A 25,359-nucleotide genomic window follows, 5' to 3' on the forward strand; every position below is an offset into this window, starting at 1 on the left:
ATCTCACCATTCCGGTGGGCAAAGCGTCGCGAGGGCTGCGTCGATCGGGTACAGATCGATCAGCGGCTCGCCTGGGTTCCACCAGACAGCCTCTGACATCTCGTCGTTCGGCGCGAACGGCCGGGGCGTGTCGACGTACCCGCGATAGATGGCCAGGAACTCCAGCCGGTCGTCGGGCGCGACCCGGATCTTCGCCACCCCGGCGAAGTCGAGCGAGTCCGCCCGCTGGCCACTCTCTTCGTCGAGTTCCCGTACGGCGGCCTCACGAGCCGACTCACCCGGATCGATCATGCCGCCGGGCAGCTCCCAGGCCCGATGGAACCGGTTGAAGACCATCAAGCACTTGTGGCCCGACCAGAGCACAACCAGTGAGGCGGTCAGCGGCACGGAGGGGTCCAGGCTGCTGAGGTCCGCTTCGTGGAGGCGGTCGAAGGTGAGGAGTGCTGAGCCGTCGGTGTTCTGGACCGGGAGGTCGTACATGGGGCACGAGTGTTGCAAGACTGGTGGGTGTGAGTGAAATGGATTTCAGTGGTTATCAGCAGGCGGCGGCGCGGACCGGGGGGCTGGTCGCGACCGATCATCCGATCGTGTACCCGACCTTGGGGCTGGTGAACGAGGCGGGCGAGGTCGCGGGCAAGGTGAAGAAGATCTTCCGGGATCGGCAGGGCGTGATCACCGACGCGGACCGGCAAGCGTTGACGCTCGAGCTGGGTGATGTGCTCTGGTACCTGTCCGAGCTGTGCACCAGGCTCGAGATCCGGCTCGAGGACGTTGCCGAGCACAACATCGCCAAGCTCGCCGACCGGGCGTCGCGCGGTGTCCTCGGAGGCGACGGCGACCTGCGCTGAGTTCAGGTCCGGAGTCTATTCGCCGGTCCTGCCGTCGAGGCATTCACGGAGCAGGTCCGCGTGACCGACATGGCGGGCGTACTCCTCGATCACGTGGGTGAGGACGAACCGGAGGTCGGAGTCGCCGAACTCCGGGTTGGGCTCGATGCGCGCGACATCTTCGGTGCCCTTGGCAAACAACTCCCGCGAGTCCTGACACGCTGCGAGGTAGTCCGCGTAGACGTCCTTCGCCGGCGTCGGGTCCGACTCGTCGAACCACTCGTCGCCGTCGTCGGTGACCCGCATCCGGTACTGGAAGAACCGCGGCGTCGTACCCGCGAGCTTGTGCTGAAGCCAGTACCGCTCGACGCCCTGCAGGTGGCGCATCAGGCTGAGCAGACTCAACTGGGACGCCGGCACCGCCCGCTGCCGCAACTGCGCGTCCGAGAGGCCCTCGCATTTCCACAGAAACGTCGCGCGGTGGTAGTCGAGGTTCGACGCGATGACGTCCTGCCAGGAGCCGGCGAGCACGCGCGCGGGCCGGACGATCTTCTCGATCACGATGTCGTTCATAACCGTACGTCGTCCGAGCCGCCCGCAGATCGACAAAACTAGTGCTCGATCAGGCCGCCTGCTTCGACGGGTGGGACGTGGCCGGTGGGTGGGTTGGACTGGGCCAGGGCGATGCCGATGTCGACCAGGGCGGCGCGGTGGAGCGCCGGGATGTCGGCGATCGGGGTCCAGACGGATTCGGCGGTCTCGCCGTTGGGTTCGGGGCGGGTGGTGCCGGCGGTGATCCGGACCGCGTAGAAGATGCCGATGTTCTGATGGTCGTCGGCCCCGGGACGACGGCGTACGGCGGCCGGAATGATGCGCGAGTCGACGCCCAGCAGCCGCTCGACGACCGACTCGTACCCGGTCTCCTCGGCCACTTCCCGCGTCACGGTGTCGAACGGATCCTCACAAGGCTCGACACCTCCACCCGGCAGAGTCCACCAACTCCCGTCGCCGTCCGGCGAGACGTACCGCGCCAGCAGCACCCGCCCGTCCTCAACACACACCGCGTACGCCGCCACCCGTCGACTCATCCCGCGACCCTAACCCGGCCGGATACCAGCGGTCAGGTGAGAAAACCTCACCCTGTGGACGCATCCGGCCAGGGGTTGGCCGGATCTGCGTACGGCGTCCGGAGGTGGTTGGCCGCTGTTAGGTTTCGACCCGGCGTGGTCAATAGATCACGCTGAGCAACCATCATTTCGGGAGAATTCGATGAAGAAACTTGCGGCACTGCTGGCCGGTCTGGTCGCGGCCGCCGGCGGCGTGTACGTCGTGGCAGCACCGGCGGCGAACGCGGACGACTGTGGAGGCACCTACACGATCGTGGTCGGCGGTACCGGCGACAACGACTCCAACGCGCCGTACTGGCAGGGGAACATCAGCCAGCGCGTCGGGTATCCGGCCCAGCCGATCGGCTACAACGCCCGGCAGGGTGTCAACGAGCTGAATCGGCTGATCCGGGATCACCGGAACGCGTGCCCGGGCCAGCACGTCAAGGCGGTCGGGTTCTCGCTCGGCGCCGCGGTGGTGCACACCTGGGTCACCGAGAACTGGCAGACCTTCGACAACGTCAACGCGGTGCTGATCGCCGATCCGAAGCGGGCCGCAGGTCCCGGCTCGGCCGGTGCCGCGGCACACCCGCTGGTGGCCCCGGTCGTCGGTGCGCCGCTGTCCGGCGCCGACAACTTCTTCGGCAACGTGCCGGTGCTGACGCTCTGCACCGACGACATCATCTGCGACGCCAACGCGTCCTCGGGTCTGCCCGGGTACCTGTGGGAAGGCAAGCACGGCAACTACAACTTCAACGTCGACGTCTACACCGACGACGCCCGCGGCCAGTGGTTCAACGGCGTCTACATCCCCTGACGTCCAGATCCCCTGACAGGGACCAGCGGGCTGCGGACATCCGGATGTCCGCAGCCCGCGTCGCCGAGGAATAGGTTCGGTACGGCGGGAGGTTGGGGCGGGTATGACAGTTGAGATCGGGGTCATTCTGCCGACGTCGTCGCCGGATCCGGCGCAGGCGATTCTCGGGGATGTGCGGGAGAGTGCGCGGTACGCCGAGGAGATCGGGCTGGACTCGGTGTGGTCGACGGATCACCTGATCGCGAGTGCGCCGATGCTGGACAGTTCCGTCGTACTGGCGACCGCGGCCGCGGTGACCGAGCGGATCACCGTCGGGTACAACGTGATGCTGCTGGCGTTGCGGCCGGTTGCGTGGGCGGCGAAGCAGATCAGCACGTTGCAGCAGCTGTCGAACAACCGTCTCGTGCTCGGTGTCGGGACCGGCAATCCTGCTCACGGTGACGTCGGCTGGCGGGCGGCCGGTGTCGAGTTCGCGGACCGCGGCCGGCTGACCGACGAGGCCCTCGCCGTACTCCCGGACCTGATCGCGGGCAAGCCCACGACACTCGCGCCGGACCTCGACGTGACGATCGCGCCCGGGTCGCCGGTGCCGCCGATCTTCGTGGCCGGGAACGGCGTACGGGCGTATCGGCGAGCGGCGGCGTACGCCGATGGATGGGCGACGATCGCGGCGTCGCCGGCCGAGGTGCGGACCAGCCTGGAGCGGATCAATGAACTTGCCGACGGCAAGCAGTTGAAGGCGACCGTGGTCGCGCCCCAGCTCGACGGCGATCCGCTCGAGCAACTCGCCGCGTACGAGGCGGCCGGCGTCGAGCGCATCATCCTGCCGCCCACCGGTGACTGGCACGACGACTACGACCAGGCTGCCGCACTGAAAGTGGGCTGACGAAAGCCGCACGGATTGGACCTGTCGAGGGTTCGCGTAGATGGGGAGACTGGATCTCATGTACGTTCCTGCGCACTTCGCCCCTGATGACGAGGCCGTTCTGGAGTTGCTCGCCCATCACGGGGCCGCGGATCTGGTGACGATGACGCCGGACGGGTTGACGGCCACGATGCTGCCGTTCGTCCACGATCGCGAGCGGAACGTGCTGCTCGGGCACCTGGCGCGGAACAACGAGCACTGGCGGCTTCCGGTGATCGGCGATGCGCTCGTGATCCTGCGCGGGCCCGATGCGTACGTCTCCCCGACCTGGTACGCCTCGAAGCGCGACCACGGCCGCGTCGTCCCGACCTGGAACTACATCACCGCTCACGTTCACGGAACGATGACCGTGTACGACGACCCCGCCTGGGTGGAGAACGTCGTACGGCGTTTGTCCGACCATCACGAGGCGGGCCGGGCGGAGCCGTGGTCGGTGGACGATGCGCCGGCGAAGTACGTCGCCGGGCAACTGCGGGCGATCGTCGGCGTGGAGATCGCGATCAAGCGGATCGAGGCCAAGTTCAAGCTCAGCCAGAACCGCCCGGCCGCGGACGTCGACGGTGTGATCGACGGACTGCGGGCCGATGGCGACGACCGGTCCGCCGCGGCCGTCGCGCACCACCGCAACTGACTTGACCTTGACCCATAGGGAAAGGTTTACGATTCCCGCCATGTCTGGAGTTGTCGTAGTGGGAGTAGGTCCCGGGATCGGTCTCGCGGTGGCGCGGCGGTTCGTCCGGGAGGGGATGAGCGCGGGGCTGATCGCGCGCTCGGAGGCGACGGTGAAGGCCGCGGCCGAGGAGCTCGGGAGTACCGGCGTACTGCCGGTCACGGCCGATGTGACGGACGAAGCCGGCCTCCGTGCCGCGCTCGATCAGGTGGTCGAGGCGTACGGCGTACCTGAGGTGGTCGTCTACAACGCCGCGCTGATCCAGCCGGACCGGATCGGTGACCTCACCGCGCAGCAGCATCTTGACGCGTTGGCGGTGAACGTGGTCGGCGCGATCACCACCGCAGCTCACCTCGCGCCCGCGATGGCCGAGCGGGGTAGCGGGTCGTTCCTGATCACCGGGGGTATGCCGCTGCCGAAGCCCGACTACGCGAGCCTGTCCCTCGGCAAGGCCGGCGTCCGCGCGGTCATCACTCTCCTCCATCAGCAGTACGGCGACGCCGGTGTCCACGCCGCGAGCGTCACTGTCAGCGGCGGCGTCTCCCCCGGCAGCGGCTGGGACCCGGACGACATCGCGAACCACTACTGGCGCCTGCACACCCAGACCCCGGCCGAATGGATCCACGAGATCGTCATCTGACCTCTTGTCGTATTGTTCAACAATCTCTATCGTGAGATCACCTGAGAGGGGGTCTCATGACGACGACTGCAACGCTCACTCCGGCCCAGGCACGGTCACTGTTCCGGGACGACTACAGCGGGCCGACCACCGGTTGGGCCGGCGGGTACACGCAGACCAACCTGATCGCAGTCCCCGCGGACTGGGCGTACGACGTGTTGCTGTTCTGCACGCGCAACCCCCAGGCCTGCCCCGTGCTCGATGTAAGTGATCCGGGCGAGCCGACCACGCGGCTTGCTCGGGGCGCGGACCTCCGGACCGATCTCCCGCAGTACCGGATCTGGAAGGACGGCGAGCTGGTGGCCGAGGTGGCGGATGCGACCGAAGTGTGGCGCGACGATCTGGTCGCGTTCTCGCTCGGATGCAGCTTCACGTTCGAGACCGCGCTCGCGGCCGAGGGAGTCCCGCTGCGGCACGTCGATCAGGGGCGGAACGTGGCGATGTACCTGACCGACCGCGAGTGCGAGCCTGCCGGCCGGCTGCACGGTCCGCTGGTGGTGTCGATGCGCCAGATTCCGGCCGACCGGGTCGACGACGCCGTGCGGATCACGCGAGCGATGCCGGCTGTGCACGGCGGGCCGGTGCATATCGGAGACCCGAGCGGGTTGGGGATCCCCGACCTCGCGCGGCCGGACTTCGGCGATCCGGTCGACGCGGCCGACGGCGACGTACCGGTCTTCTGGGCGTGCGGGGTGACTCCGCAGGCGGCACTGATGGCGTCCCGGCCGCCGTACGCGATCACGCACGCGCCCGGCTACATGTTCATCACCGACCGCCGCGACAGCGACTACCGCGTCTAGAGCAGCTTGCGCTTGAAGCCTTCGGCCACGGCGGCGGCGCGGTCGGAGACGTCGAGTTTGGCGTAGATGTTGAGCAGGTGCGTCTTGACCGTCGCCTCACTGATGAACAGGTGCCGCGCGGCCTCGCGGTTGGTGTTGCCGGCAGCAACCAACTGGAGGACCTCGAGTTCCCGCGGGCTGAGCAGGTCGGCGGCCGGTGGGGTACGGACGTGGTTCATCAGCGTGTTGGCGACCGAGGGCGCGAGCACCGACTGGCCGTCGGCGGCGGCGCGGACCGCGCGGAGGAGTTCGTCGCGCGGCGCGTCCTTGAGCAGGTACCCGGTAGCGCCGGCCTCGATCGCGGGGACGACGTACCCGTCGGTGTCGTACGTCGTCAGCACGAGCACCCTGGACCGTACGCCGCGCTCCGCCAACTGGCTGATCGCCGCGAGGCCGTTGACGCCGGGCATCTGCAGGTCCATCAGGATCACGTCCGGCTGCAGCGCCTCGGCCAGCCGGATCGCCTCGGCGCCGTCGCCCGCCTCGCCGACCACCTCGAACCCGGGATCGGCCGCGAACATCCCGCTCAGCCCGTCGCGGACGATCGGGTGGTCGTCGGCGATCAGCAACCGGATCATGCGCCCACTCCCGTCAACGGCACCGTCGCCGAGATCGCCGTACCGAAGCCTGGCTCGGACTCGACCTCCAGTGTCCCGTTCAGCGCCTCGACCCGCTGCCGCATCGCGACCAAGCCGAATCCACCCGACTCCGACGACGTGATCCGGTCCGGGTCGAAGCCGGCACCGTCGTCCCGGACGTCCAGCGCGACCTGCTTCTCCATGTAGGACAGCGTCACCCCCACGCGGGTCGCCTGCGCGTACTTCGCCACGTTCGCCAACGCCTCCTGAGTTGCCCGAAGCAGAGTCGACTCTGCTTCGGGCGTCAGCACCCGCGGCGTGCCGGTGGTGGCCAGCTGTACGTCGATCCCGTGCACCGCCGACCACCGCCGTACGACGTCCCCGATCGCCTCGCTCAGCGTCGCCGACTGCAGCGGCTGGGGACGGAGCGCGTGCACCGAGCGGCGTGCCTCGGTCAGACTCTCGCGGGCGAGCCCGACCGCGGTCGTCACGTGCCGGCGCCAGTCGGCGGCGTTCTCGGCGGCCTGGAGTTGGGCGACGATCCCGGTCAGCCCCTGTGCGAGGGTGTCGTGGATCTCGCGGGCCATCCGCTGCCGCTCGTCGATCACTCCGGCGTCGCGGGCCTGGGTCAGCAACTGCTCGTGCAGGTTCGCGTTCTCCGCGAGCGTGGCCTCGAGCCGGAGGTTGGTCTCGGTGAGCGCGTCGACGGCTTCCTTGCGCTGCCGGCTGAGCTCCTCGCCGCGGTGGCCGAGCCACGCGGCGAGACACATCCCGACCACGTTCACCCCGACCACGGCCGCGTAGCCGACCAGTCCGAGCACGTTCGTCTTCGGGATGTCGTACGCCTGCGCCGTACCGGCGATGACCGCGACGGCGCTGACGCCGAGCAGTTCGCCGGGCCACGGCAGCAGGACGAACGTGTAGAAGTAGCCGGCCGGGGTGAGGAAGCCGAACCACGGATCCCGCACCACCAGGACCGCGAGCAGGATGACGAAGCCGGTGACGAAGATCGCCATCGCGCGGACGTCGGTCCGCCGGGCCGGGCGGAGCGTGAACATGCCGAGCGTCCACAGCGCGATCAACGCGCACAGCACCAGGTCGACGGCCAGTGACTGGGGCTGATCCCGCTTGATGGGGATGGTGACTGCTGCGAGGCACGCGAGCAGCACGTACGGCACCACCGTCACCCGCAGCGGCCAAACCTGCTCGCCCATGTCACCCAGTGAACACCGAGCGAAGGTGCTTACCGTTGACCAGCAGCGCGACGCCGAGCAGCAGCAGTCCGCAGATGGCCTGCTCCCCCTTCATCCACAACGGGAACGTGCCGGGCAGCGCGATGATCACCACGATCGCGACCAGCATCGCCGCCGAGACGATCCGCAGCCGGAGGAAGCCCCGCCGCGAACCTCTCGCCGCGCTGCGCGCGAACAGGACGGTCAGCAGGGCACTGGCGACCACAATCGTCCCGCGGACCCAGACCGCGTCGTTGACCAAGGCGGCGTGGTGCCGCAGGGCGATGACGGCGACCAGTGTCAACACGCTGATCGCGAGGTAGCCGGCGACCAGCAGCTGCACGCTTCGCAACGCGGCCGTACTGCGGGGATGTCCGACGTTCACCGGGGTTGTCATACGACGACTCTCCCGCCCAACCTCGGGTCCGGGCATCGCCCGCTCAGCCCCACCTGCCTCCACCGATCGGTTGATGCAGGCACAAGATCGTTGCCCTGAGCACCTTCCTTCCGTGTCAGTTTGTGCACGGACTGTCACAGACTGTCACGACCGGTTTACGGCTGCGTGCAGATGTCCGGACAGGGCTGGCGGCAGTGGGAGCGGTCGGCTGATCGTCGATTGAGGAACACGCAGGCCAGAAGAGTTCGAGTCAGGTCGACCACGGGAGGGTCCGGACACGTGCTCGAGACTTATCGCGGAATCCCACACCTGTTGGACACCTGGCTCGTGCTGACCGGCATGACCCTGCCGATTGCCCTTTCCTCGTTCCGCCGCCCGGGCGACCTGGTTCCCCGGCTGGCCGCGTTCTGCCTGCCGGCCGCGTTCGCGCTGGTGATCGCGGCGACGCTCAGTCCGACGACGCATCGCCTCGGCCAGATCGGCGAGTGCGGCACGCACCTGACCACGACCGGCGGACTGACGTCGCTCCAAGGTCTGCTCAACGTCGTGCTGTTCGTGCCGGCCGCGGGCATGCTCACGCTGGCCAGCGGCCGCCCGGGCGACGGCATCGCCGCCGGGATCGGGATGTCGGCCGCGGTCGAGGCGGTGCAAGCGCTGCTGCCGCAACTCGGCAGGTCGTGCCAGCTGCACGACCTGATCGCGAACTCGCTTGGTGCCTTCTGCGGGGTCGGCCTGGCCGCCGGCCTCCAGACGCTGACCCGGAGCCTGGTCGCCCGGCCGGGCTTCCTGGTCGTCAGCCCGGCGGTGGTCGAGCACGCCGCGATGCTCGTCGTACGGCGTCCGCGGCATCCGGCCCGGCATCGGCGGGGAACTTTGGTCCCGGCCGGACGGCCGGCGAGATATCACAGTACGAATACACAGTTATCCGGATAGTTATCCACAGGCTGTGGATGGAACCGTGGATGACCGCCTGATCACCTGGGGATATCCACAAGCTCAGGGACGGACGTCGAGCCCAAGAGCGGCGGCCACGACCATCGCCTGGGTGACGTCGATACGGGCGTCCTTGAGGGTGACGGTCAGCGGATCGAGCGTCGACAGATCGGATCCGCGCAGGTCAGCGCCGGTGAAGTCGGCTTTCTGCAGGGACGCGCCGGACAGGTCGAGGTCCCGGAGCACGGCCTTCTGGGCCCGCAGGCCGGTCAGATCCGCCTCGCGCATCTTCACCCCGGTGAACTCGGCGCCTTTCAGATCCGCGCCGGGTAGACCGGTGAAAGACCAGTCACCGCCAGTCACCTTCATCAGGCTGTGGGCGCAGTCGTCGAACAGGCTGCCGACCAGCTTGCACCGGGTGAACGTCGTGTCGAACAGCGAACACCGGACGAACGTGCAGTTCACGAACGCGGCGTCGGTGTGCGTCGACGCGTTGAACCGGACCCCGCGGAAGGTGCACTCCTCGAACACCCCGGCGCGGTTCTCCACCTCGGTCAGGTCGGAGTCCACGAACAGCACCCGGCGGTACGTCTGCCCGGACGGGTCCGCGTCGTCCCAGTCACGGATCGTCGACTCGGTCTGCGCCGCCGGACGCCCGCCCACACGGTCAGCCATGACTCTCCCTCGCTCGATGAGTGCCCCACACTGCCACGCCGTGCCGACACTGTGATGCTGACGACGGAGAACGTACGGAGGACCGACAAATAACGACCGCACGATGGAGGGGTGACCGGAACAGAGCGGGTGATGGTGTTCGGCGCGGGAGGTTTCCTCGGCGCCAGGATCTGCGCGCTGCTCGCCGACCGGGGCATCGAGTACCGGGGGCTGAGCCGGACCCGGAGCGAGCCGTACCGGCGCTGCGACCTGGCCGCGATGCACCCGTACGCGCTGGACACCCAGATCGGGATGTACAAGCCGACCGTGATCGTCAACGCCGTCGGCGCCACACTCGGCGACCCGGCCGACCTGGTCCGGGCGAACGTGATCGCAGTCGAGGCCCTGCTCGGCTCGGTCCGCGACCACGCCGGCCATGCCCGGTTCGTCCAGCTCGGCTCCGCGGCGGAGTACGGCGGGGGTCCGCACGGCACCAGCCTGTCCGAGGAGAGCGCGCCGCGGCCGCTCGGTCCGTACGGGATCACCAAGCTCGCCGGATCGGAGCTTGTCCTCCGGGCGCAACGGGCGGGCGCGGATGCCGTCGTACTGCGGATCTTCGACGTGATCGGGCCGGGGGCACCGGACAGCACGCTGACCGGCCGGGTGATCCGGGATCTGCGGTCGCGACAGCTGATCGAGGTCGGGTCGCTGGACGTGTGGCGCGACTTCGTCGACGTCCGGGACGTGGCCGAGGCGGTGCTCGCGGTCGCGCTCGCGGACGGGAAGCTGCCGCCGGTGCTGAATGTCGGGACCGGCCGGGCGACGCTCGCGCGGGACGTCGCCGGGCAGTTGTTCGAGCTCAGCGGTCAGCCGGCGACGATCGTTGACGACACCGCGCAGGAGACCGCACTCGGCGCGCCGTGGCAGCAGGCCGACACGACCCTGATCGGGAACGCGCTCGGCTGGTCCCCCAAGATCGCCCTCGAACAGTCCCTCGCCGACAGTTGGGCCGAGCCGGTCTAGCACAATCGCCTTGTGGAAATCCGAGCTCTGAGTGACGCTGCGCCGGATCGGCGACCGCCCGCCGTCAACGAGGATCTCGTCCTGACCGGGCCCGACTTCGCCGTCGTACTAGACGGCGCCACCGCTCCGGCGGGCGTCGAGTCCGGCTGCCGGCACGACGTCCCTTGGCTCGTCATGCAGCTCGCGCAGCAGTTGGCGCCGCCGCTGCTCACGCGGTCGTCCGCGTCGCTGCCCGACCTGCTCGCCGACGCGATCATCGCGGTCCGCGCGACCCACGCGGACACCTGCGACGTCAGCAACCCCGACAGTCCGTCGTCCACGGTCTCGATGGTTCGGCTCCACCCGGACCACGTCGAGCATCTCGTCCTGGCCGACTCACCCGTCGTCGTGCGCTCGCCGGACGGGCAGATCACCGTCCACAGCGACGACCGGATCGAGCTTCTCCCGGAGCGGACCCTCGAGGCCGTACGCCGGTTGCGTAACCAGCCCGGCGGCTTCTGGGCGGCGAGCACCGAACCCCGAGCGGCGTACGAGGCAGTCGTCGGGAGCACGGATCGGGCCGACGTCGACGTGATCGCGATCCTGTCCGACGGCGCGTCCCGCTTCACCGAACGCTACGGGCACTCGTGGGACGAGCTGATCGACGTACTCACAACCGCAGGACCGCGCCAGCTGATCGACCTCGTGCGGGAACACGACGCCGCCGCCACCAAACCTGGCTGGAAGCGGTACGACGATGCGAGCGTCGTACTGCTTCAGGGGCCGTAGGTCGGGAAGCCCGGGCCGGGGTGCTGCTGGCGCGGGGCGTACTGCGGTGTCTGGGGCGGCGGCTGCACGAAATCCTGGACCGGCGGCCGCGGCGGAGCGAGCCGGGTCTGCTGCCAGCTGCCGATCTGGAGCATCAGGAGTGACGCCGTGACCGCCGCGACGACGAGCAGGACCGTCGCGACCGTGAACCCGATGTCGACGGCCAGCGCGACCCGGACCATGTAGTCCTGCAGGTCGTAGATGTCGACGTACGAGCCGTCCGCGTCGCTGCTGTCTGCCACCTGGACCAGCCGGACGATCCAGATGATGAACCCGATCACAGCGGCCGATCCACCGCCGACGATGATGACCCAGAAGCCGGTCCAGGACACCCACCACGTGTAGAGCAAGGCGCGGATCCGGCCGGATCGGGCGATACCGGGTTGGCCGGCCGGCTCGCTGGCGCGGGCGACGTCCTCGACGACCTGCAGCGGGTACCAGAACTGCACGATCGGGCAGATCCACGACCCGACGACCCACCCCGGCGACCGGCGGTGCGCGCCCTGGGTCGGGACGGTCGGGTTCGGGGCGAACGGCGAATAGAGGAAGTCGACGTTGTCGCGGGCGCGCCACAGCCAGATCAGGAACGCGATCCCGGTCCCGATCAGCAGGTAGCTGAACAGGTTGAGCAGCGGGCCGGTGCCGGTGATCGACTCGATGCCGCGCTGGATCTCCTCGTCGGACAGCAGCCCGTACACGAACCGCTTGACCTCGGAGTACGACCGCCAGAGCAGCACGCACTGGATCACGGCACCGAGCGCGGTCACTCCCATCAGCGCGATGCTGACGATCGCGAGCGCCCGCAACGGCCGGTACTGCGGCACCACCGGCATCGGCTGGTACGGCATCGGTTGATAAGGCCCCGGTCCCTGATACGGCCCCGGTCCTTGGTACGGCTGCGTCACCTTCTACCTCCCCGCAGCCAAGTTAACCCCACGACCGGAGCAGGGCGTGTGTCCCGGTCCCACGCCTACTGCGCGGCACTCGGCGGGCACCTCGCTGAACGGGAGCGAAGGGAACGATGACACCACATCGACCCCTCCGCTCCCGCTCACCGAGGCACTCCGCCGAGCACCTGCTCGCTACGGCGTGGGACCGGGACACACGCCCTACGCTGCGGCGAAAGCCTCCCGCACCGCAGGCAGCGCGAGTTCCCGGTCCGCCGCCGACAAGCCGATCCGCGTCCGCCGATCCAGTACGTCGTCCTCGGTCAGCGCCCCTTCGTGCCGGACGGCGAACTTCACCTCGGCGTACGTCGTCCGCAGGCCCGGCGCGATCGGATCCTGCAACTCGGGCGGGCCGGCGATCACCTGCGGCGCCTCCACGCCGTACCGCTGGACGAACCGCGCCGGTGCCCGGACCGCGGCCAGGTGCACGCGATCGGCCGCACCCACCAGCGGAATCCGGTGTGTCTCGCAGGAGCGCCGCACCTCGAGCGACGACTGCGCGAGCGCCTTGTCGAGCGCGTCCTGCGCCATCCGGCGATAGGTCGTGAGCTTGCCGCCGACGATCGTCACCACGCCGTCCGGGCTCGTGATCACCGCATGCCGCCGGGAGATGTCGGCGGTCTTGTCCTCGCCGTTGTGGTGGCCTGTGTCGAGCAGTGGCCGGAGCCCGGCGTACGTGCCGAGCAGGTCCGCGCGAGTCACCGGCTGCTGCACCGCGGAGCTGATCGTGTTGAGCAGGAAGTCGATCTCCGCGTCGGTCGCCTGCGGTACGTCGCTCACCGGGCCAGGCGCGTCCTCGTCGGTGAGGCCGACGTACACCCGGTCGTCGGGCGCCGGAATCGCCATCACCACGCGCCGCAGCTCCCCCGGCACCGGCACGGTGAGCACGGCGGACAGCCCGCCGAACACGGACTGCGGCAGCACCAGGTGGGTGCCGCGGCTCGGCCGGAGCTTGATGCCGGAGGCAACTTGATCCGCCCAGATCCCGGCCGCGTTGATCACCACCCGCGCGTCCACCGACCGCCGGTCCCCGGTCAGTTGGTCGACCAGGACCGCACCGCGGCCGGTGACCTCGGTGGCGGCGACATGGGTCAGGATGCGAGCGCCGTACTGCGCCGCGGTCCGGGCGATCGCCACGACCAGGCGCGCGTCGTCGTACAACTGCCCGTCCCAGGTCAGGAAGCCGCCGCGCATCCCCTCGGGCTTGAGCGTCGGCGCGTAGCGCAGGAGCTCGGCCGAGCTCACTCGGCGGGAGTGCGGCAGGTAGTCGTCGCTGGTCCGCGCGAAGGTGCGCAGTACGTCGCCACCGAGGAACGCCGATCGCAGGAGCGCGGCCTGCATGAACCTTGCCTGTGGCAACCACGGCGCGATCTGCGGGATCGGATGCACCAGATGCGGCGCGGTGGTCTTCATCAAGATGCCGCGCTCGACGGCGCTCTCGTACGCGATCCCGACATGCCCGGACGCGAGGTAGCGCAGGCCGCCGTGGATCAGCTTGGAGCTCCACCGGCTGGTCCCGAACGCCAGGTCGTGCTTCTCCACCAGGGCAACGGTCAGTCCGCGCGCGGCCGCGTCCAGCGCCACGCCGGCGCCGGTGACCCCGCCGCCGACGACGAGCACGTCGACCGCAGTCAGCGAATCGAGCTCACGGGAACGCCGCGCTGCATTCAGGCTCGCGTTGCCCACGCTGATCATGGCGTCAGGTACCTGGTGAGCATCACTCGCAGCTCCTCGTCGAGCTTCGGGTACTCGTCCTTCTCCGCCATCACCGGACCCGACACCGCCGACGCCAGCGAGACCAGGATGATCTGCCGCGCCAACCACACCGGATCGCCGTCGCGGATCGAGCCGTCGGCCTGCCCCTGGCGGATGCCTTCCTCGACCAGCGCGAGGTGCGCGACCGTGCTGCTGCCGCGGCGCTCCATCAGGTACGGCGTGAGGAACTCGGGGTCGAGCTCGACGATCTTCCGCATCAACGGGTGCACCCGGGTCTTCGCGACCACCTCGACGACACCCTCGACCAGGCGGGCCCGGCCGTCGGCGGCATCCGGCTGGAACGCGGACACCAGCGCGATCGTCCACTCCCGGGTCATCAACGCGGCGACCACGGCCTGCACGTTCGGCCAGCGCCGGTACAGGGTCGCGCGGGAGACTTCGGCGTGCCGGGCGATGTCGGCCATCGTCATCCGGCGCATCCCGATCGCGAGCAGCAGTTCGTACGCCGCGTCCAGGATCCGCTCCTCGCCGATCGCGTTCGCCGGCGTGGGACGGGTGCTGGTTTCCTGATCCGAGTCGCTGCTACGCTGAGACATCACACGTCAGAGTGTATCAGCGACTTTGCCATCCCGGAACTGTCGATGGGAGGTGGAAGCCAGGGGGTTCCACCTCCCATCGACGCTACCTCGCCGGACCACCCAAGGGGAGCCAGTGACCAACGAATCCGACCTCCCGGTGGTGCAACTCACGCCCGGCCGCTGGGGCGACCCCGCCCACCCGGTCGACCTCCCGACCGCCGCGGTCGACGCCCTCAAGCACCTGGGCGTACGGCGTACCGACGCCGAACCCGTCGAACCAGTCGACCGACCGGGGCTCACGGCCGACCAACTGTCGTTCTTGAGTCAGGTCGTAGGGAACGACCATGTGGCCTCGGACCTGGAGTCTCGCTGGGCGCACACCCGCGGCTACTCGACGACGGACTTGCTGAGGGACCGCGCAGGCGACACATCGGACATGCCGGACGCAGTCGTCTACCCCGCCTCCCACGACGAGGTGCAGGATCTGCTGGCCGGTTGCGCTGAGCAAGACCTCGCCGTCGTCCCATACTCCGGCGGTACGTCGGTTGTCGGCGGCCTCGCGCCCTCTCGCCGGTTCGTCACCGTGGACCTGCGGCGACTCGATCAACTGGTCGAGCTCGACGAGGTCTCGCGAACGGCCACCCTCCAGGCCGGCGTCCGCGGTCCAGCGGCCGAGGCGTTGCTGGCCGAGCGCGGCTACACGCTGGGGCACTTTCCGCAGTCCTACGAGGGTGCGTCGATCGGCGGCTACGCGGCGGCGCGGTCGAGCGGTCAGTCGTCCGCAGGGTACGGCCGGTTCGACCAGATGGTGGTGGGCGTGACGCTCGCGACTCCGCGCGGCACGATCGAGCTCGGACGTGCCCCGATGTCCGCGGCCGGCCCGGATCTGCGCCAGCTCGTGCTCGGGTCCGAGGGCGCGTTCGGGATCATCACGTCGGTCGTCGTACGGATCCGGCCGCGACCGACCGAGCGGCATTTCGAAGGTTGGCGGTTCGAGAGCTTCGACACTGGGCTGGCCGCCGTACGACGGCTCGCGCAGGACGGGCCGTTGCCGACGGTGCTCCGGCTGTCGGACGAGGTCGAGACCGCGGTGAACCTGGCCGACCCGGATGTCCTCGGCGGCGGATCCGGCGGTGTCCTCGCGATCATCGGCTTCGACGGCCCGTACAACCAGGCGACCGCGGACGTGCTGGCGGCCGCCGGCGGGACGAACCTCGGCGTGGAACCGGGTGAGCTGTGGCGGGTCGGTCGCTACCGGGCGCCGTACCTCCGTGATCCCCTGCTCGACGAGGGCGCGCTCGTCGAGACCCTCGAGACGGCCGCGTTCTGGTCGCGCATCCCGGCCCTGAAAGCAGCCGTCACCGAAGCGCTCGTCGGCGCGTTGGGCGCCACGCCGCCGCTGGTCCTCTGCCACATCTCCCACGTCTACGAGACCGGCGCCTCGCTCTACTTCACGGTGATCTGCGCGCAGTCCGACGATCCGATCGAGCAGTGGCGGACCGCGAAACGCGCCGCCAACCAGGCGATCGCCGACGCCGGCGGCACGATCTCCCACCACCACGGCGTCGGCACCGACCACCGCGACGCCTACGCCACCGAGATCGGCCCCTTGGCCGTCGAAACACTGCGCGCGGTCAAACAGACCCTCGACCCCGACAACGTGCTGAACCCAGGCATCCTGATCCCCGAAGACTGAGCCAGGTCCTGCTACCGCCATCGGTAACGCTTGACTTCAAGTTTGGTTGAGGTATGACGGTATCGGCATGACTCCTGAACCGTCCGACCGTCCTGTTGCTCTCATCACCGGCGCGTCCGCCGGCCTTGGGCTCGCACTCGCACACGGGCTGGCCGATCGCGGCTGGGCCCTCGTGATCGATGCCCGTGGCGCCGAGGCGCTCAAGGACGCCGCCGACGCACTGGCTGACCGCACCGACGTCGTACCGCTGGCCGGCGACGTCACCGACCCCGACCACCGCGCCGACCTGGTGGAGGCGATCACCGAGCTCGGTCGGCTCGACCTGCTCATCAACAACGCCAGCTACCTCGGGCAGAGCCCGCTGCAAGCACTTGCCGTGGCTGACCTCGACGAGCTCCGTCGTGTCTACGAGGTCGACGTACTCGCACCGATCGCACTCACCCAGGCCCTGCTTCCCGCACTCACCACAGCGTCCGGTGTGCTGATCAACATCAGCTCCGACGCCGCAGTAGAGGCCTACGAGACCTGGGGTGGCTACGGCTCCGCCAAGGCCGCACTTGACCATGCGACTCGGGTCTTGGCCGCCGAGCACCCAGCACTCGCGGTGTACGCCGTTGACCCGGGTGACCTGCGTACTGCGATGCACCAGGCAGCCTTCCCCGGTGAGGACATCTCCGACCGACCTGAGCCCGCAACCGTTGTACCGGCGTTCCTGCAGCTGCTGGACAGCCGGCCGGAAAGTGGCAGGTACCGGGCGGCTGAGTTCACGCCTGCGGTGGCCTCGTGATGGTGCACCCACACACCAGGTTCGACCTGCCGGAGGCGCTGAACGCCGGCGAACCACCGGAAGCCCGCGGACTCTCGCGGGACCACGTGAAGCTGCTGGTCGCGGAGGGGTCGACCGTCACGCACACCCGTTTCGACCGCATCGGTGAACACCTGCGGCCCGGCGACCTGCTGCTGGTGAACACGTCCACGACATTGCCCGCTGCCGTCGACAGCTCGTCGTACACCGTGCACTTCTCCACACCGCTCGACGACGGCACCTGGGTCGTCGAGCTACGCAACAGTGGCGCACCGATGTTCGACGGTACGGCGGGCGACCGGGTGGAGCTGCCGGAAGGCGCGCTGACGTTGCTGGCGCCGTACCAAGGCTCGCGTCGCCTGTGGATCGCCAAGCCGCCGGTGGCCGATGTGCTCGGGTACCTGCAGCGGCACGGGCGGCCTATTACCTACAACTACGTCGACAAGCGGTGGCCGTTGGCGTCGTACCAGACCGTCTTCGCTCGCGACCCGGGCAGTGCGGAGATGCCGAGCGCCGCCAGGCCTTTCAGCTTCGAGCTGGTGAGCCACCTGGCGTCGCAGGGCGTACTGATCGCACCGATCCTGCTGCACTGTGGCGTGTCCTCACTGGAGAGCCACGAGCCACCTCAACCCGAGCGGTACGACGTACCCGCGCACACGGCCCGCCTCGTCAACTGGGTCAAGGCCAACGGCGGACGGGTGATCGCTGTCGGCACCACCGCCGTACGCGCCATCGAATCAGCCACGACACCGGACGGCACCGTCACGCCGGCGCACAGCTGGACCGACCTGATCCTCGGCCCAGAACGCCCGCCGCACGTAGTCGACGGCCTGATCACCGGCTGGCACGCCCCCGAGGCCTCCCACCTGCTCCTCCTCGAGTCCGTAGCCGGCCCCGACCAGGTCCAACGCGCCTACGACGCCGCCGTTCAAGGGCGCTACCTCTGGCACGAGTTCGGCGACAGCTGCCTCATGCTGCGCTGACCATCCGGCTGCAGAGATCCCAGACCGCGACGCGGGCGCTGCAGTCAGGAGGCCTTGGCCGGCTGCTGCTTCTGCTGGGAGATGCGATTGCTGGTCTGAAGCGCCGTAACCGCACTCGGAGATTCCGGTGCGGCCGGCCGCACAACTTGATGCTCGTTACCGGGCCGGGCTCGCTTGTCCACTGCACGTGGGCTCATACCGATGTCCTAACCAGTCGGTCCCCCGTCGGGACGTCACTTGATTAGACGAGCCCGCCACCCCGGTTGTCATCAGCTTTTATCCAACTGAGCAAAAGTTGTGGCCTAGGCCGCTTGTCACTGCAGCCCCATGCGCCCCATGCGCTAGCGCGGTTCGAAGTACTTCCAGGTCTTGCCGTGATCGGTGCTGGTGATGGCCTGGTCGCCGTTGTACTGCATCCCGTAGACGAGATCGCCGACCACCGTCAGCTCGCCGAGGTCGGCCGGCGGTGTGAACGGCGCACCGGCGCCTGGTCGGAGTAGTTCGCGCCTCTTGCCCTGATAGAGCGCGAGCCCCGTACCGTTGTCGAAGGCAACGGGAGACTGCAGGTACTGCGTGTTGCGGGTGGCCACTGTCGTCCAGTGTTCGCCCCGGTCGGTGGACAATCGCAGCGGCACCTGGTCACCCGTCGTACCGGGCTTGCTGCCCGGTATCGCGACGATCGTCCTGCCGTCCGGGCTGACTCCGATCCGGCCGCCCATCCGACCCTGGCTGATGACGGAACGGCCCCAGGTCTTGCCACGGTCATCGGTCCAGAGGATGTTGCCGACGCCGCTGTTCCTGCCGCCGACCAGCCACCACCGTCCAGTGGTGTCGCGTTGGGGCTCGTAGGCGTTGTCGATCCCGGGGATCTTCACCTCCCGCAGAGTGCCGGTCTCCGGATTCAGCGCTCGCAGGGTGCCGTAGGCCAGCAGCACGTCGCCGTCGGCGAACTCGCTGGTCGGCGGAGCCCAGCGCAGCTTCTTCTCGACCCGGCCCTGATCCGTCAGGCCGACCATCACGGACTGGGCCCAGGTCGGATCGCTGCCCTTCATGCTCGTCGGCATCGACAGTGCCAGCACTTCGTCACCGGTCCGCAGCACGACGTACTGGTTCTTGCGCACCGGCGCGGTGGTCCGCACCCCGTCACGGCTCAGCACCGCGGCGTAGTTCCAGGTGTAGCCCGGTTGAGGTGAGGACCACACCGAGGCCCACCGCGTCGGTGTGGCGAACGCGATGCCGACGCCGCCCGACTTCTTGTCGCGGATCAGCTTCTCGGCCGCCTGATCGACCGGGATCGACGCCGGGGTGCCGGCGGCCGGCGGCTTCTCGGTACCGGTCACGTTCCCGAGCGGCAGAACGGCAGCCACGACTGCGACCGTCACCGCTGCAACGACTCCCGCGCCGGTCAGCGCTTGCCGACGGCGCCGGCGGCGGATGCCACGGCGCTCCAGAGCCTCGAAGGGCACCGGCTGAACGGTCTCCTGCGCGTCCCATGACAGCTCTTTCAGCTCAGACATGGTTGACCTCCTCGGCGTCGTCGGCGAACTCGTGGACCAGCGGAGCCAGGCGGGACCTGCCTCGGGACAGGCGAGCCTTGACTGTCCCCTCCGGAACACGCAGCTGTACGGCGATCTCACGCACCGGCAGATCGACGATGTGGTGCAGCACGATCGCCTCCCGCTGTTCGTAGGGGAGCTGCCGCAGGGCTTCGATCAAAGCGACCCGGTCCGCGGACAGCCCGGCCATCGTGGTCTCAGGGACACCTGCTCGGGAGAGCAACCCGTGGAATCGGGTCGCGCGGCGGTAGCGCCGCCGTACGACGTTCAGCGCGACTGTGCGCAGCCACGCCTCCGGGCTGTCGAGCTGGGCAAGCCGCCGAGGTTTCTCGACCGCCCGGACGAACGCCTCCTGGACGGCGTCCTCGGCCTCGCCCAGGTTCCCGCAGATCGCGAACAGCTGCCCGACCAACCGCCGGTAACACCCCTCGTACAGCTCGCGCACCGTGTCGCCGTCAGCCATCACCACTCCCCAGATCGGACCCTTTGCCTGCACGAGTCCTGGCGAGCGGATCCGGTTGCATCACCTCAGCGGCTGGGGCGTTCGAAGATGAGCTCCAGGCCGTCCTCTTCATCCCACTGTTCGCCGTTCTCGACGAAACCGAAGCCGGCGAGGGTGGCCAGCGATGCCTGGTTGGTGGGGCTGATCGTGGCCCGGACGGTCCGTACTGCGGGTTCGGCCGCCGCTCGTTCAAGAAGCGCGGTCACGATCGCCTTGGCGAAACCCTGGCGCCGGTACGGCGGGTCGACCGTGTAGCCGATCTCCACCATGCCGGCCTCGTCGGGCGGACCGTGGAAACCGGCATAGCCGACCACGATCCCGTCGGCCACGGCGAGCTTGACGAGCCACCCGAAGGTGCTGGGATCCCGGGTCAACTGATCGAGGCGGTACTGCCAGAGCCACATGGCTCTGTCGGTGAGGAACTCGTCGCCGAGTGGGAAGCCGAGCTCGGTCTGTGCCGCTGGACGGTCGCCGGCCAGCAGCGCGCTCAGCGCGGTGCTGGTCATCTCGACGAAACGCACCGTATGGGGGGAAGTAGTAGTCATCGCACTCATCTTCAGCCCCGGCGACCCGCCTGACGAACCATTAACCCGCTCGGTACGACGTAGCTAGGCGGCTTGTTTGTTGCGGCGGTGGTTGGAGAGTTGCAGGTAGATCCAGGCGACTGCGGCGCCTACTACGAAACCGCCGAGGTGGCCTTGCCAGGAGACGTTGGGGATGGCGAAGGACAGGAACGCGGTAACGGCGACGTACATGATGATCCAGGTGATGTCCTGGCCGCGGGCGCGGCTGATCACCAGGAGGGCGCCGACCAGGCCGAGGACCGCGCCGGAGGCGCCGAGGGTCGCGCCGCCGGGGGCCGACAGGAACCAGACCGCGACACTGCCGCCGAGCGCGGACAGCAGGTAGAGGACCGTGAACCGGAGCCGGCCGAGCATCTGTTCCAGTGGCGGACCGAGCTGCCAGAGCATGAACAGGTTCGAGAAGATGTGGAAGAACTGCACGTGCGTGAACGCCGACGTGAGCAGTCGCCACGGCTCGCTCTCGGTCAGCACCGGGACCATCACCAGGTCGCTGAGGAGCTGCGGGCTGCCGGTGCGGACCGCGATGAAGACGAGGACGTTCAGCGCCAGCAGCGTGTACGTGACGACCTGCTGGCTGCCGCCGCGCTGGATGCCGCCGAGCGACGTGCGGGTCCGCGGGACCGAGCGGACGCCCTCGTTGAAACAGTTCGGGCACTGGAAGCCGACGGAGGCACTGTTCATGCACGCCGGGCAGATCGGCCGGTCGCAGCGCTGGCAGCGCACCCCGGCGGGCCGATCCGGGTGCCGGTAGCAGACGGTCTCGGTCACGCGGGTTGCGTCCCTCCCATGGGAGAGCGGGACCGGGCGCGCGCCCGGCCCCGCTCCGAAAATCAGGCGTTCTTGCGCTCGACGACGACCTTGCTGATCACGATCGGCTCGAGCGGCCGGTCGCCGGGCGCCGTGTCGGCGGTGGCGATCGCGTCCACGACCTTCTTCGAGTCGTCGTCGGCGACCTCACCGAAGATCGTGTGCTTGCGGTTCAGGTGCGGCGTCGGGACCACGGTCACGAAGAACTGCGAACCGTTGGTGCCGTGGCCGAACTGGATGCCGGCGTTCGCCATCGCGAGCAGGTACGGACGGTCGAACTGGAGCTCCGGGTGGATCTCGTCGTCGAACTGGTACCCGGGCGTGCCGGTGCCGGTGCCGAGCGGGCAGCCGCCCTGGATCATGAACCCGTCGATCACGCGGTGGAAGCCGAGGCCGTCGTAGAACGGCTTCGTGACCTGCTGCCCGGTCTCCGGGTCGGTCCACTCCTTGGTGCCCTCGGCCAGGCCGACGAAGTTGCTCACCGTCTTCGGCGCGTGGTTGGGGAACAACCTGATGACGACGTCGCCCTTGTTCGTCTGCAGGGTCGCGTACAGCTCTTCGGCCACGGGAGTCACTCCTAGTCGGGTTACTACGGCTTACCCCACGATCCTGTCATGTCACTCCAAGAACCTTGGCATTGACGCGGATGTGTACGGAGAGTGCGGTGGGGGCACAGGGTTATCGGCTCGGGACGTCGTACGATGCAGATGAAGCCGGGTTTGTCCAGAGTCGTACCAGAAAGAGCCCATGTCGCCGATGGGCGGGAGAGCTGTCCGCGGGGCGGGCGGCACCGAGGAGGGAACCGTGGGTTTGAGGAAGTCCAAGGGCCGGGTCGAGGTCGCGAAGGACCGGGTCAGGCCACTCGCCGAGTCGGCGTCGGAGAAGTTCGGACCGGCCGTCGGCCAGGTCCGTGACCACCTCGGGCCGGCTGTGGGCACCGCACGGGAGAAGGTGTCGCCGTACGCCGAGAAAGCTGTCGAGCGGGGCGCGCACCTGGCCCACCAAGCGGTGGAGAAGGCCGGTCCGGTGCTCGACGACGCGCTCGCCAAGGTCGGTCCGGCCACCGAGCACGCAGCCGAGAAGGCCCGCGAGCGGCTGAACGACGACCTACTGCCGAAGGTGACCGCCGCACTGGCGACCTTGGCAGCCGCCGCCGAACCGGTCGTCGAGGAGACCGCCCGCCGGGGCAAGGCCACCAAGGCCGCGCTGAAGGGTGAGCTCGACGTGCCGAAGAAGAGCCACAAGCTCCGCAACGTGGTGCTGTTCCTGGGCCTCGGCGCGCTGGCCGCGGCAGCGGTGAAGAAGCTGCTGACGCCGCCGGAGCCGGCCTGGCAGTCCACTCCGACCAGCGGTCGCGACTACAGCTCCGCCCCGGCGGGTACGTCGTCGCGCCCGACCGACACCCCGTCGTCCAACGGCAAGACCGACGCCAAGCCGGAGGCCGACACCGCGAAGACCGACACCGCGAAGACCGACGCGCCCACGACCGAAGGCCCGACGACGGACGGTCCGAAGGCCGACGGTCCCAAGGCCGAGGCTCCGAAGGCGGAGGCCAAGCCGGAAGCGGCCAAGGACGAGGTGAAGGCCGCCTCGAACGGCGTCACGAAGAGGACCACCACCAGGAAGTCGACGGGCTCGGGCGAGTCCAAGCCCAGCGACTCCTGACACCACCGCAACGGCGAAGGTCCCGAACCCCGGCTGGGGTTCGGGACCTTCGTCTGTCCGGACGTCGCCTTGCGCGAACGACGTCAGTTGACCTGCGGGTCCGGGTCGTCGGACTTCGCGATCGTGTAGCGGCCGGCGGACAGCAGCTGGGTGGCGTACCGGTGCGTGATGCACGGGTAGGTGCCGCCGCAGCTCAGGCAGACCGCGTCGTTGCGGTGCAGCCAGGGAACGACCTTGAGCCGCCTGGTCCAGGTCAGTGGCTCCCGGTCCGGTGCGTGCATCTTCAGCGCCGCGCGCGCGGCGTTCTGGATCTCGGGGGCAGACCATTCCTCGGCGCTCTTGTTCATCAGGGCACTGAGGTCGGGGTGGTGGTGGTCAGTGGTGCGGGCTTTGTTCATTTATATGTGTCTTCCAAGGCAGGTGGGAGGACGCCTAATCGGGTGGTGGGGTGGGTTTGCGACCAGCACTGAATCACTCGCTTCAAACGTTAGTGCCCTTGCCTGGTCACCGCGCCTCGATAAGGCCCTGCCGAGTGTCAGATCTTCGTCAGGTCTCAGGTCCACAGGGTCTCGAGGGTGACCCGGGCCTCGAGTTCGAGCAGGTGCCGCTTGGTCGGGATGCCGCCGCCGAAGCCGACCATCTTGCCGCCGGCGCCGACCACCCGGTGGCAGGGCACGACGATCGCGATCGGGTTCCGGTTGCACGCCGTACCGACGGCACGTGCGGCGCCGATGTCGCCGACGATCTTCGCGACGTCGCCGTACGTCTGCATCTCGCCGTACGGGATCCGGGTGAGCTGGGTCCAGACCGCGCGCTCGAACTCGGAGCCGTTGCGGACCGACAGCGGCAGGGTGAACTCCTGGAGCTCGCCGGCGAAGTACGCCTTCAGTTGCTCGGCGGCCTCGGTCAGCAGCGGATCGGTCCCGAGCGGCCGGTCCGTGGCCCCGAAGTGCAGCCGGCAGAGCCCGGTCTCGTCCACCGCGAGCGTGAGGTCGCCGATCGGCGAGTCGACCACGGACCATTCCATACGCCCATCCTCCCTATCCCCACCGACAGTTTCTGGCAGGAATGCGCCACGGAGCGGCCGCAACCTGATGTTCTCGCCCGGTCACGCCCTGTTGTGCTATGTCTGATCCATGCCGAGCCGGGCGTCGCAAGTACCGCAGGGGCGGTGGTTCAGTTCCGAGCGGGCCATGGGTATCGGTGCGTCGATCCTGATCGGGGTCGTCACCGTCACCACGTGGTCGACCGCGTGGTCGGACTGGAACCTGTACCGGACCCGCAAGGTGTACGGCGGTGACCCGGACAAACTGGCCGAGGCGGACCTGATCTCCGGCTCGCTCGGAATCGTCGCCGCACTGGCGCTGGCGGCGGCCGCGGTGGTGTTCATCGTCTGGCTGTGGCGAGTCCGCTGGAACGCGGAGATGTTCTGCCGTGGCGCGCACCGGTTCACCCGCGGGTGGGTCCTCGGATGCTGGCTCGTCCCGGTGGTGAACCTCTGGTACCCGAAGCAGGTCGTCGACGACGTCGTCGCGGCCAGCGACCCGCGGACCGATCCGTTGATCCCGCTGCTGAAGGACGTTCCGGGCACGCACCTGGTCTGGGCCTGGTGGCTGACCTGGGTGGCCGGCCTGGTCACCGGGAACATCGTGCAAAGAGGCGTTCTCGTCGGCGCGTCGGAGCTCGGAGATCTGCGGACCAACGTCATACTGTCCTCCGTCTCGGCGCTGTTCACCACCGGCGCGGCGGTGCTCGCAGTCATCCTGATCCAGCGGATCGACGAGCTTCAGAGCATGCGTCCGTGGGTGCCGTGGTGGGCGGTCGGGACACCGCACAGTGGCTTCCAACCACCTGCGCGGTAAACCAAACCGTCACGCCCCGTCTTCTCCCTCGTTACCAATGGTGATGGGCGTACGAAAAGAACACGTTAAGTCGACACCCTCTGTGCTGGGGCCGACTGCCCTGGCCTACCTACTTCGTGGTATCAATGTGGCTCGGTCACGCGGGGGCAGGGCCAGGCAGAGACGCCGAAC

At 68.7% G+C, this 25,359-nt stretch carries 31 protein-coding genes; 14 read left to right on the forward strand and 17 right to left on the reverse strand.

All coding sequences use genetic code 11. The annotated features are described in order from the left end of the window. Positions 1-3: 3 nt before the first annotated feature. A complete protein-coding gene (locus tag E0H45_RS11215; RefSeq protein WP_131336752.1) occupies positions 4-480 on the reverse strand; it encodes an NUDIX hydrolase in 477 nt (158 codons plus the stop codon). 38 nt (positions 481-518) lie between these two features. Here E0H45_RS11215 and E0H45_RS11220 point away from each other — a divergent pair, with 38 nt between their 5' ends. Next, positions 519-848, forward strand: coding sequence for a nucleoside triphosphate pyrophosphohydrolase family protein (locus E0H45_RS11220; protein ID WP_131337753.1), 330 nt, complete (start codon positions 519-521; stop codon positions 846-848). 15 nt (positions 849-863) lie between these two features. Here E0H45_RS11220 and E0H45_RS11225 read toward each other — a convergent pair whose 3' ends face one another. After that, the gene (locus tag E0H45_RS11225) at positions 864-1,400 is read right to left on the reverse strand and encodes a DinB family protein (RefSeq protein ID WP_131336754.1); all 537 of its coding nucleotides are present in this window, start codon (positions 1,398-1,400) and stop codon (positions 864-866) included. 38 nt (positions 1,401-1,438) lie between these two features. Further along, positions 1,439-1,915, reverse strand: a complete 477-nt coding sequence (locus E0H45_RS11230; protein ID WP_131336756.1) for an NUDIX hydrolase — start codon at positions 1,913-1,915, stop codon at positions 1,439-1,441. A gap of 181 nt (positions 1,916-2,096) precedes the next feature. On the opposite strand from E0H45_RS11230, the gene E0H45_RS11235 reads away from it, so the two are divergent. From E0H45_RS11235 to E0H45_RS11255, 5 genes are all read left to right on the forward strand, one after another. Next, entirely contained in the window at positions 2,097-2,750 is a 654-nt protein-coding gene (locus tag E0H45_RS11235; protein ID WP_131336758.1) for a cutinase family protein, read from the forward strand. 103 nt (positions 2,751-2,853) lie between these two features. Continuing rightward, positions 2,854-3,636 (forward strand): LLM class flavin-dependent oxidoreductase, encoded by a 783-nt coding sequence (locus E0H45_RS11240; protein ID WP_131336760.1) that lies wholly within the window; start codon positions 2,854-2,856, stop codon positions 3,634-3,636. A gap of 58 nt (positions 3,637-3,694) precedes the next feature. Further along, entirely contained in the window at positions 3,695-4,306 is a 612-nt protein-coding gene (locus tag E0H45_RS11245) for an FMN-binding negative transcriptional regulator (RefSeq protein WP_131336763.1), read from the forward strand. Positions 4,307-4,346: 40 nt separating this feature from the next. After that, positions 4,347-4,985, forward strand: coding sequence for an SDR family oxidoreductase (locus tag E0H45_RS11250; protein ID WP_131336765.1), 639 nt, complete (start codon positions 4,347-4,349; stop codon positions 4,983-4,985). Between the two features lie 56 nt (positions 4,986-5,041). Continuing rightward, positions 5,042-5,824, forward strand: coding sequence for a putative hydro-lyase (locus E0H45_RS11255; RefSeq protein WP_131336767.1), 783 nt, complete (start codon positions 5,042-5,044; stop codon positions 5,822-5,824). Here the strand turns inward: E0H45_RS11255 and E0H45_RS11260 are convergent. From E0H45_RS11260 to E0H45_RS11270, 3 genes are read right to left on the reverse strand one after another with little or no spacing between them, the layout of a single operon-like run. After that, the gene (locus E0H45_RS11260; RefSeq protein WP_131336770.1) at positions 5,821-6,441 is read right to left on the reverse strand and encodes a response regulator; all 621 of its coding nucleotides are present in this window, start codon (positions 6,439-6,441) and stop codon (positions 5,821-5,823) included. The genes E0H45_RS11255 and E0H45_RS11260 overlap by 4 nt on opposite strands. Beyond that, positions 6,438-7,655, reverse strand: coding sequence for a sensor histidine kinase (locus E0H45_RS11265; RefSeq protein ID WP_131336772.1), 1,218 nt, complete (start codon positions 7,653-7,655; stop codon positions 6,438-6,440). Before E0H45_RS11265 ends, E0H45_RS11260 begins: the two co-directional genes overlap by 4 nt. 1 nt (position 7,656) lies before the next feature. Continuing rightward, positions 7,657-8,070 (reverse strand): hypothetical protein, encoded by a 414-nt coding sequence (locus tag E0H45_RS11270; protein ID WP_202872252.1) that lies wholly within the window; start codon positions 8,068-8,070, stop codon positions 7,657-7,659. Between the two features lie 279 nt (positions 8,071-8,349). On the opposite strand from E0H45_RS11270, the gene E0H45_RS11275 reads away from it, so the two are divergent. After that, complete coding sequence (locus E0H45_RS11275; protein WP_157996329.1) at positions 8,350-9,003, forward strand: VanZ family protein; 654 nt, start codon at positions 8,350-8,352, stop codon at positions 9,001-9,003. Positions 9,004-9,066: 63 nt separating this feature from the next. On the opposite strand, the gene E0H45_RS11280 is transcribed toward E0H45_RS11275, so the two are convergent. Further along, positions 9,067-9,678, reverse strand: coding sequence for a pentapeptide repeat-containing protein (locus E0H45_RS11280; protein WP_131336776.1), 612 nt, complete (start codon positions 9,676-9,678; stop codon positions 9,067-9,069). A gap of 111 nt (positions 9,679-9,789) precedes the next feature. On the opposite strand from E0H45_RS11280, the gene E0H45_RS11285 reads away from it, so the two are divergent. Together E0H45_RS11285 and E0H45_RS11290 are read left to right on the forward strand one after the other, a co-directional pair. Then, positions 9,790-10,680 (forward strand): NAD-dependent epimerase/dehydratase family protein, encoded by an 891-nt coding sequence (locus E0H45_RS11285; RefSeq protein ID WP_238154905.1) that lies wholly within the window; start codon positions 9,790-9,792, stop codon positions 10,678-10,680. 12 nt (positions 10,681-10,692) lie between these two features. Beyond that, positions 10,693-11,448 (forward strand): protein phosphatase 2C domain-containing protein, encoded by a 756-nt coding sequence (locus tag E0H45_RS11290; protein WP_238154906.1) that lies wholly within the window; start codon positions 10,693-10,695, stop codon positions 11,446-11,448. Here the strand turns inward: E0H45_RS11290 and E0H45_RS11295 are convergent. From E0H45_RS11295 to E0H45_RS11305, 3 genes are all read right to left on the reverse strand, one after another. Continuing rightward, positions 11,436-12,392, reverse strand: a complete 957-nt coding sequence (locus E0H45_RS11295; protein WP_131336778.1) for a DUF4328 domain-containing protein — start codon at positions 12,390-12,392, stop codon at positions 11,436-11,438. The genes E0H45_RS11290 and E0H45_RS11295 overlap by 13 nt on opposite strands. Before the next feature lie 204 nt (positions 12,393-12,596). Beyond that, positions 12,597-14,129 (reverse strand): glycerol-3-phosphate dehydrogenase/oxidase, encoded by a 1,533-nt coding sequence (locus E0H45_RS11300; RefSeq protein WP_131336780.1) that lies wholly within the window; start codon positions 14,127-14,129, stop codon positions 12,597-12,599. Then, complete coding sequence (locus tag E0H45_RS11305) at positions 14,126-14,746, reverse strand: TetR/AcrR family transcriptional regulator (protein ID WP_131337757.1); 621 nt, start codon at positions 14,744-14,746, stop codon at positions 14,126-14,128. The genes E0H45_RS11300 and E0H45_RS11305 overlap by 4 nt, the downstream gene beginning before the upstream one ends. Before the next feature lie 115 nt (positions 14,747-14,861). Here E0H45_RS11305 and E0H45_RS11310 point away from each other — a divergent pair, with 115 nt between their 5' ends. The 3 genes from E0H45_RS11310 to E0H45_RS11320 all read left to right on the forward strand — a co-directional run bounded on the left by E0H45_RS11310 (position 14,862) and on the right by E0H45_RS11320 (position 18,212). Then, the gene (locus tag E0H45_RS11310) at positions 14,862-16,424 is read left to right on the forward strand and encodes an FAD-binding oxidoreductase (protein ID WP_202872253.1); all 1,563 of its coding nucleotides are present in this window, start codon (positions 14,862-14,864) and stop codon (positions 16,422-16,424) included. Between the two features lie 67 nt (positions 16,425-16,491). Then, a complete protein-coding gene (locus E0H45_RS11315) occupies positions 16,492-17,211 on the forward strand; it encodes an SDR family NAD(P)-dependent oxidoreductase (RefSeq protein WP_131336782.1) in 720 nt (239 codons plus the stop codon). Then, entirely contained in the window at positions 17,211-18,212 is a 1,002-nt protein-coding gene (locus E0H45_RS11320) for an S-adenosylmethionine:tRNA ribosyltransferase-isomerase (RefSeq protein ID WP_131336784.1), read from the forward strand. Before E0H45_RS11315 ends, E0H45_RS11320 begins: the two co-directional genes overlap by 1 nt. Positions 18,213-18,553: 341 nt before the next feature. On the opposite strand, the gene E0H45_RS11325 is transcribed toward E0H45_RS11320, so the two are convergent. The 5 genes from E0H45_RS11325 to E0H45_RS11345 all read right to left on the reverse strand — a co-directional run bounded on the left by E0H45_RS11325 (position 18,554) and on the right by E0H45_RS11345 (position 22,227). Further along, positions 18,554-19,729 (reverse strand): WD40/YVTN/BNR-like repeat-containing protein, encoded by a 1,176-nt coding sequence (locus E0H45_RS11325; RefSeq protein ID WP_131336786.1) that lies wholly within the window; start codon positions 19,727-19,729, stop codon positions 18,554-18,556. Beyond that, positions 19,722-20,231, reverse strand: coding sequence for an RNA polymerase sigma factor (locus E0H45_RS11330; RefSeq protein WP_131336788.1), 510 nt, complete (start codon positions 20,229-20,231; stop codon positions 19,722-19,724). The genes E0H45_RS11325 and E0H45_RS11330 overlap by 8 nt, the downstream gene beginning before the upstream one ends. 65 nt (positions 20,232-20,296) lie before the next feature. Continuing rightward, positions 20,297-20,815 (reverse strand): GNAT family N-acetyltransferase, encoded by a 519-nt coding sequence (locus E0H45_RS11335; protein ID WP_131336790.1) that lies wholly within the window; start codon positions 20,813-20,815, stop codon positions 20,297-20,299. 63 nt (positions 20,816-20,878) lie between these two features. Beyond that, on the reverse strand, positions 20,879-21,622 hold the full coding sequence (locus E0H45_RS11340; protein ID WP_131336792.1) for a rhomboid family intramembrane serine protease: 744 nt from the start codon (positions 21,620-21,622) through the stop codon (positions 20,879-20,881). Positions 21,623-21,684: 62 nt separating this feature from the next. Beyond that, on the reverse strand, positions 21,685-22,227 hold the full coding sequence (locus E0H45_RS11345; RefSeq protein ID WP_131336794.1) for a peptidylprolyl isomerase: 543 nt from the start codon (positions 22,225-22,227) through the stop codon (positions 21,685-21,687). Positions 22,228-22,465: 238 nt separating this feature from the next. Between E0H45_RS11345 and E0H45_RS11350 the strand changes: the two genes are divergently transcribed. Then, positions 22,466-23,326, forward strand: a complete 861-nt coding sequence (locus E0H45_RS11350; RefSeq protein ID WP_131336796.1) for a hypothetical protein — start codon at positions 22,466-22,468, stop codon at positions 23,324-23,326. Positions 23,327-23,409: 83 nt separating this feature from the next. Here the strand turns inward: E0H45_RS11350 and E0H45_RS11355 are convergent, their stop codons facing one another. Together E0H45_RS11355 and E0H45_RS11360 are read right to left on the reverse strand one after the other, a co-directional pair. Further along, entirely contained in the window at positions 23,410-23,724 is a 315-nt protein-coding gene (locus tag E0H45_RS11355; RefSeq protein WP_131336798.1) for a hypothetical protein, read from the reverse strand. Positions 23,725-23,879: 155 nt separating this feature from the next. Then, the gene (locus E0H45_RS11360) at positions 23,880-24,353 is read right to left on the reverse strand and encodes a methylated-DNA--[protein]-cysteine S-methyltransferase (protein ID WP_131336800.1); all 474 of its coding nucleotides are present in this window, start codon (positions 24,351-24,353) and stop codon (positions 23,880-23,882) included. A 109-nt stretch (positions 24,354-24,462) separates the two neighbouring features. On the opposite strand from E0H45_RS11360, the gene E0H45_RS11365 reads away from it, so the two are divergent. Next, the gene (locus E0H45_RS11365) at positions 24,463-25,188 is read left to right on the forward strand and encodes a DUF4328 domain-containing protein (RefSeq protein ID WP_131336802.1); all 726 of its coding nucleotides are present in this window, start codon (positions 24,463-24,465) and stop codon (positions 25,186-25,188) included. Positions 25,189-25,359 lie beyond the last annotated feature (171 nt).

This window comes from Kribbella soli, assembly GCF_004331345.1.
In the GTDB taxonomy this organism is placed as follows: Bacteria; Actinomycetota; Actinomycetes; order Propionibacteriales; family Kribbellaceae; genus Kribbella; species Kribbella soli.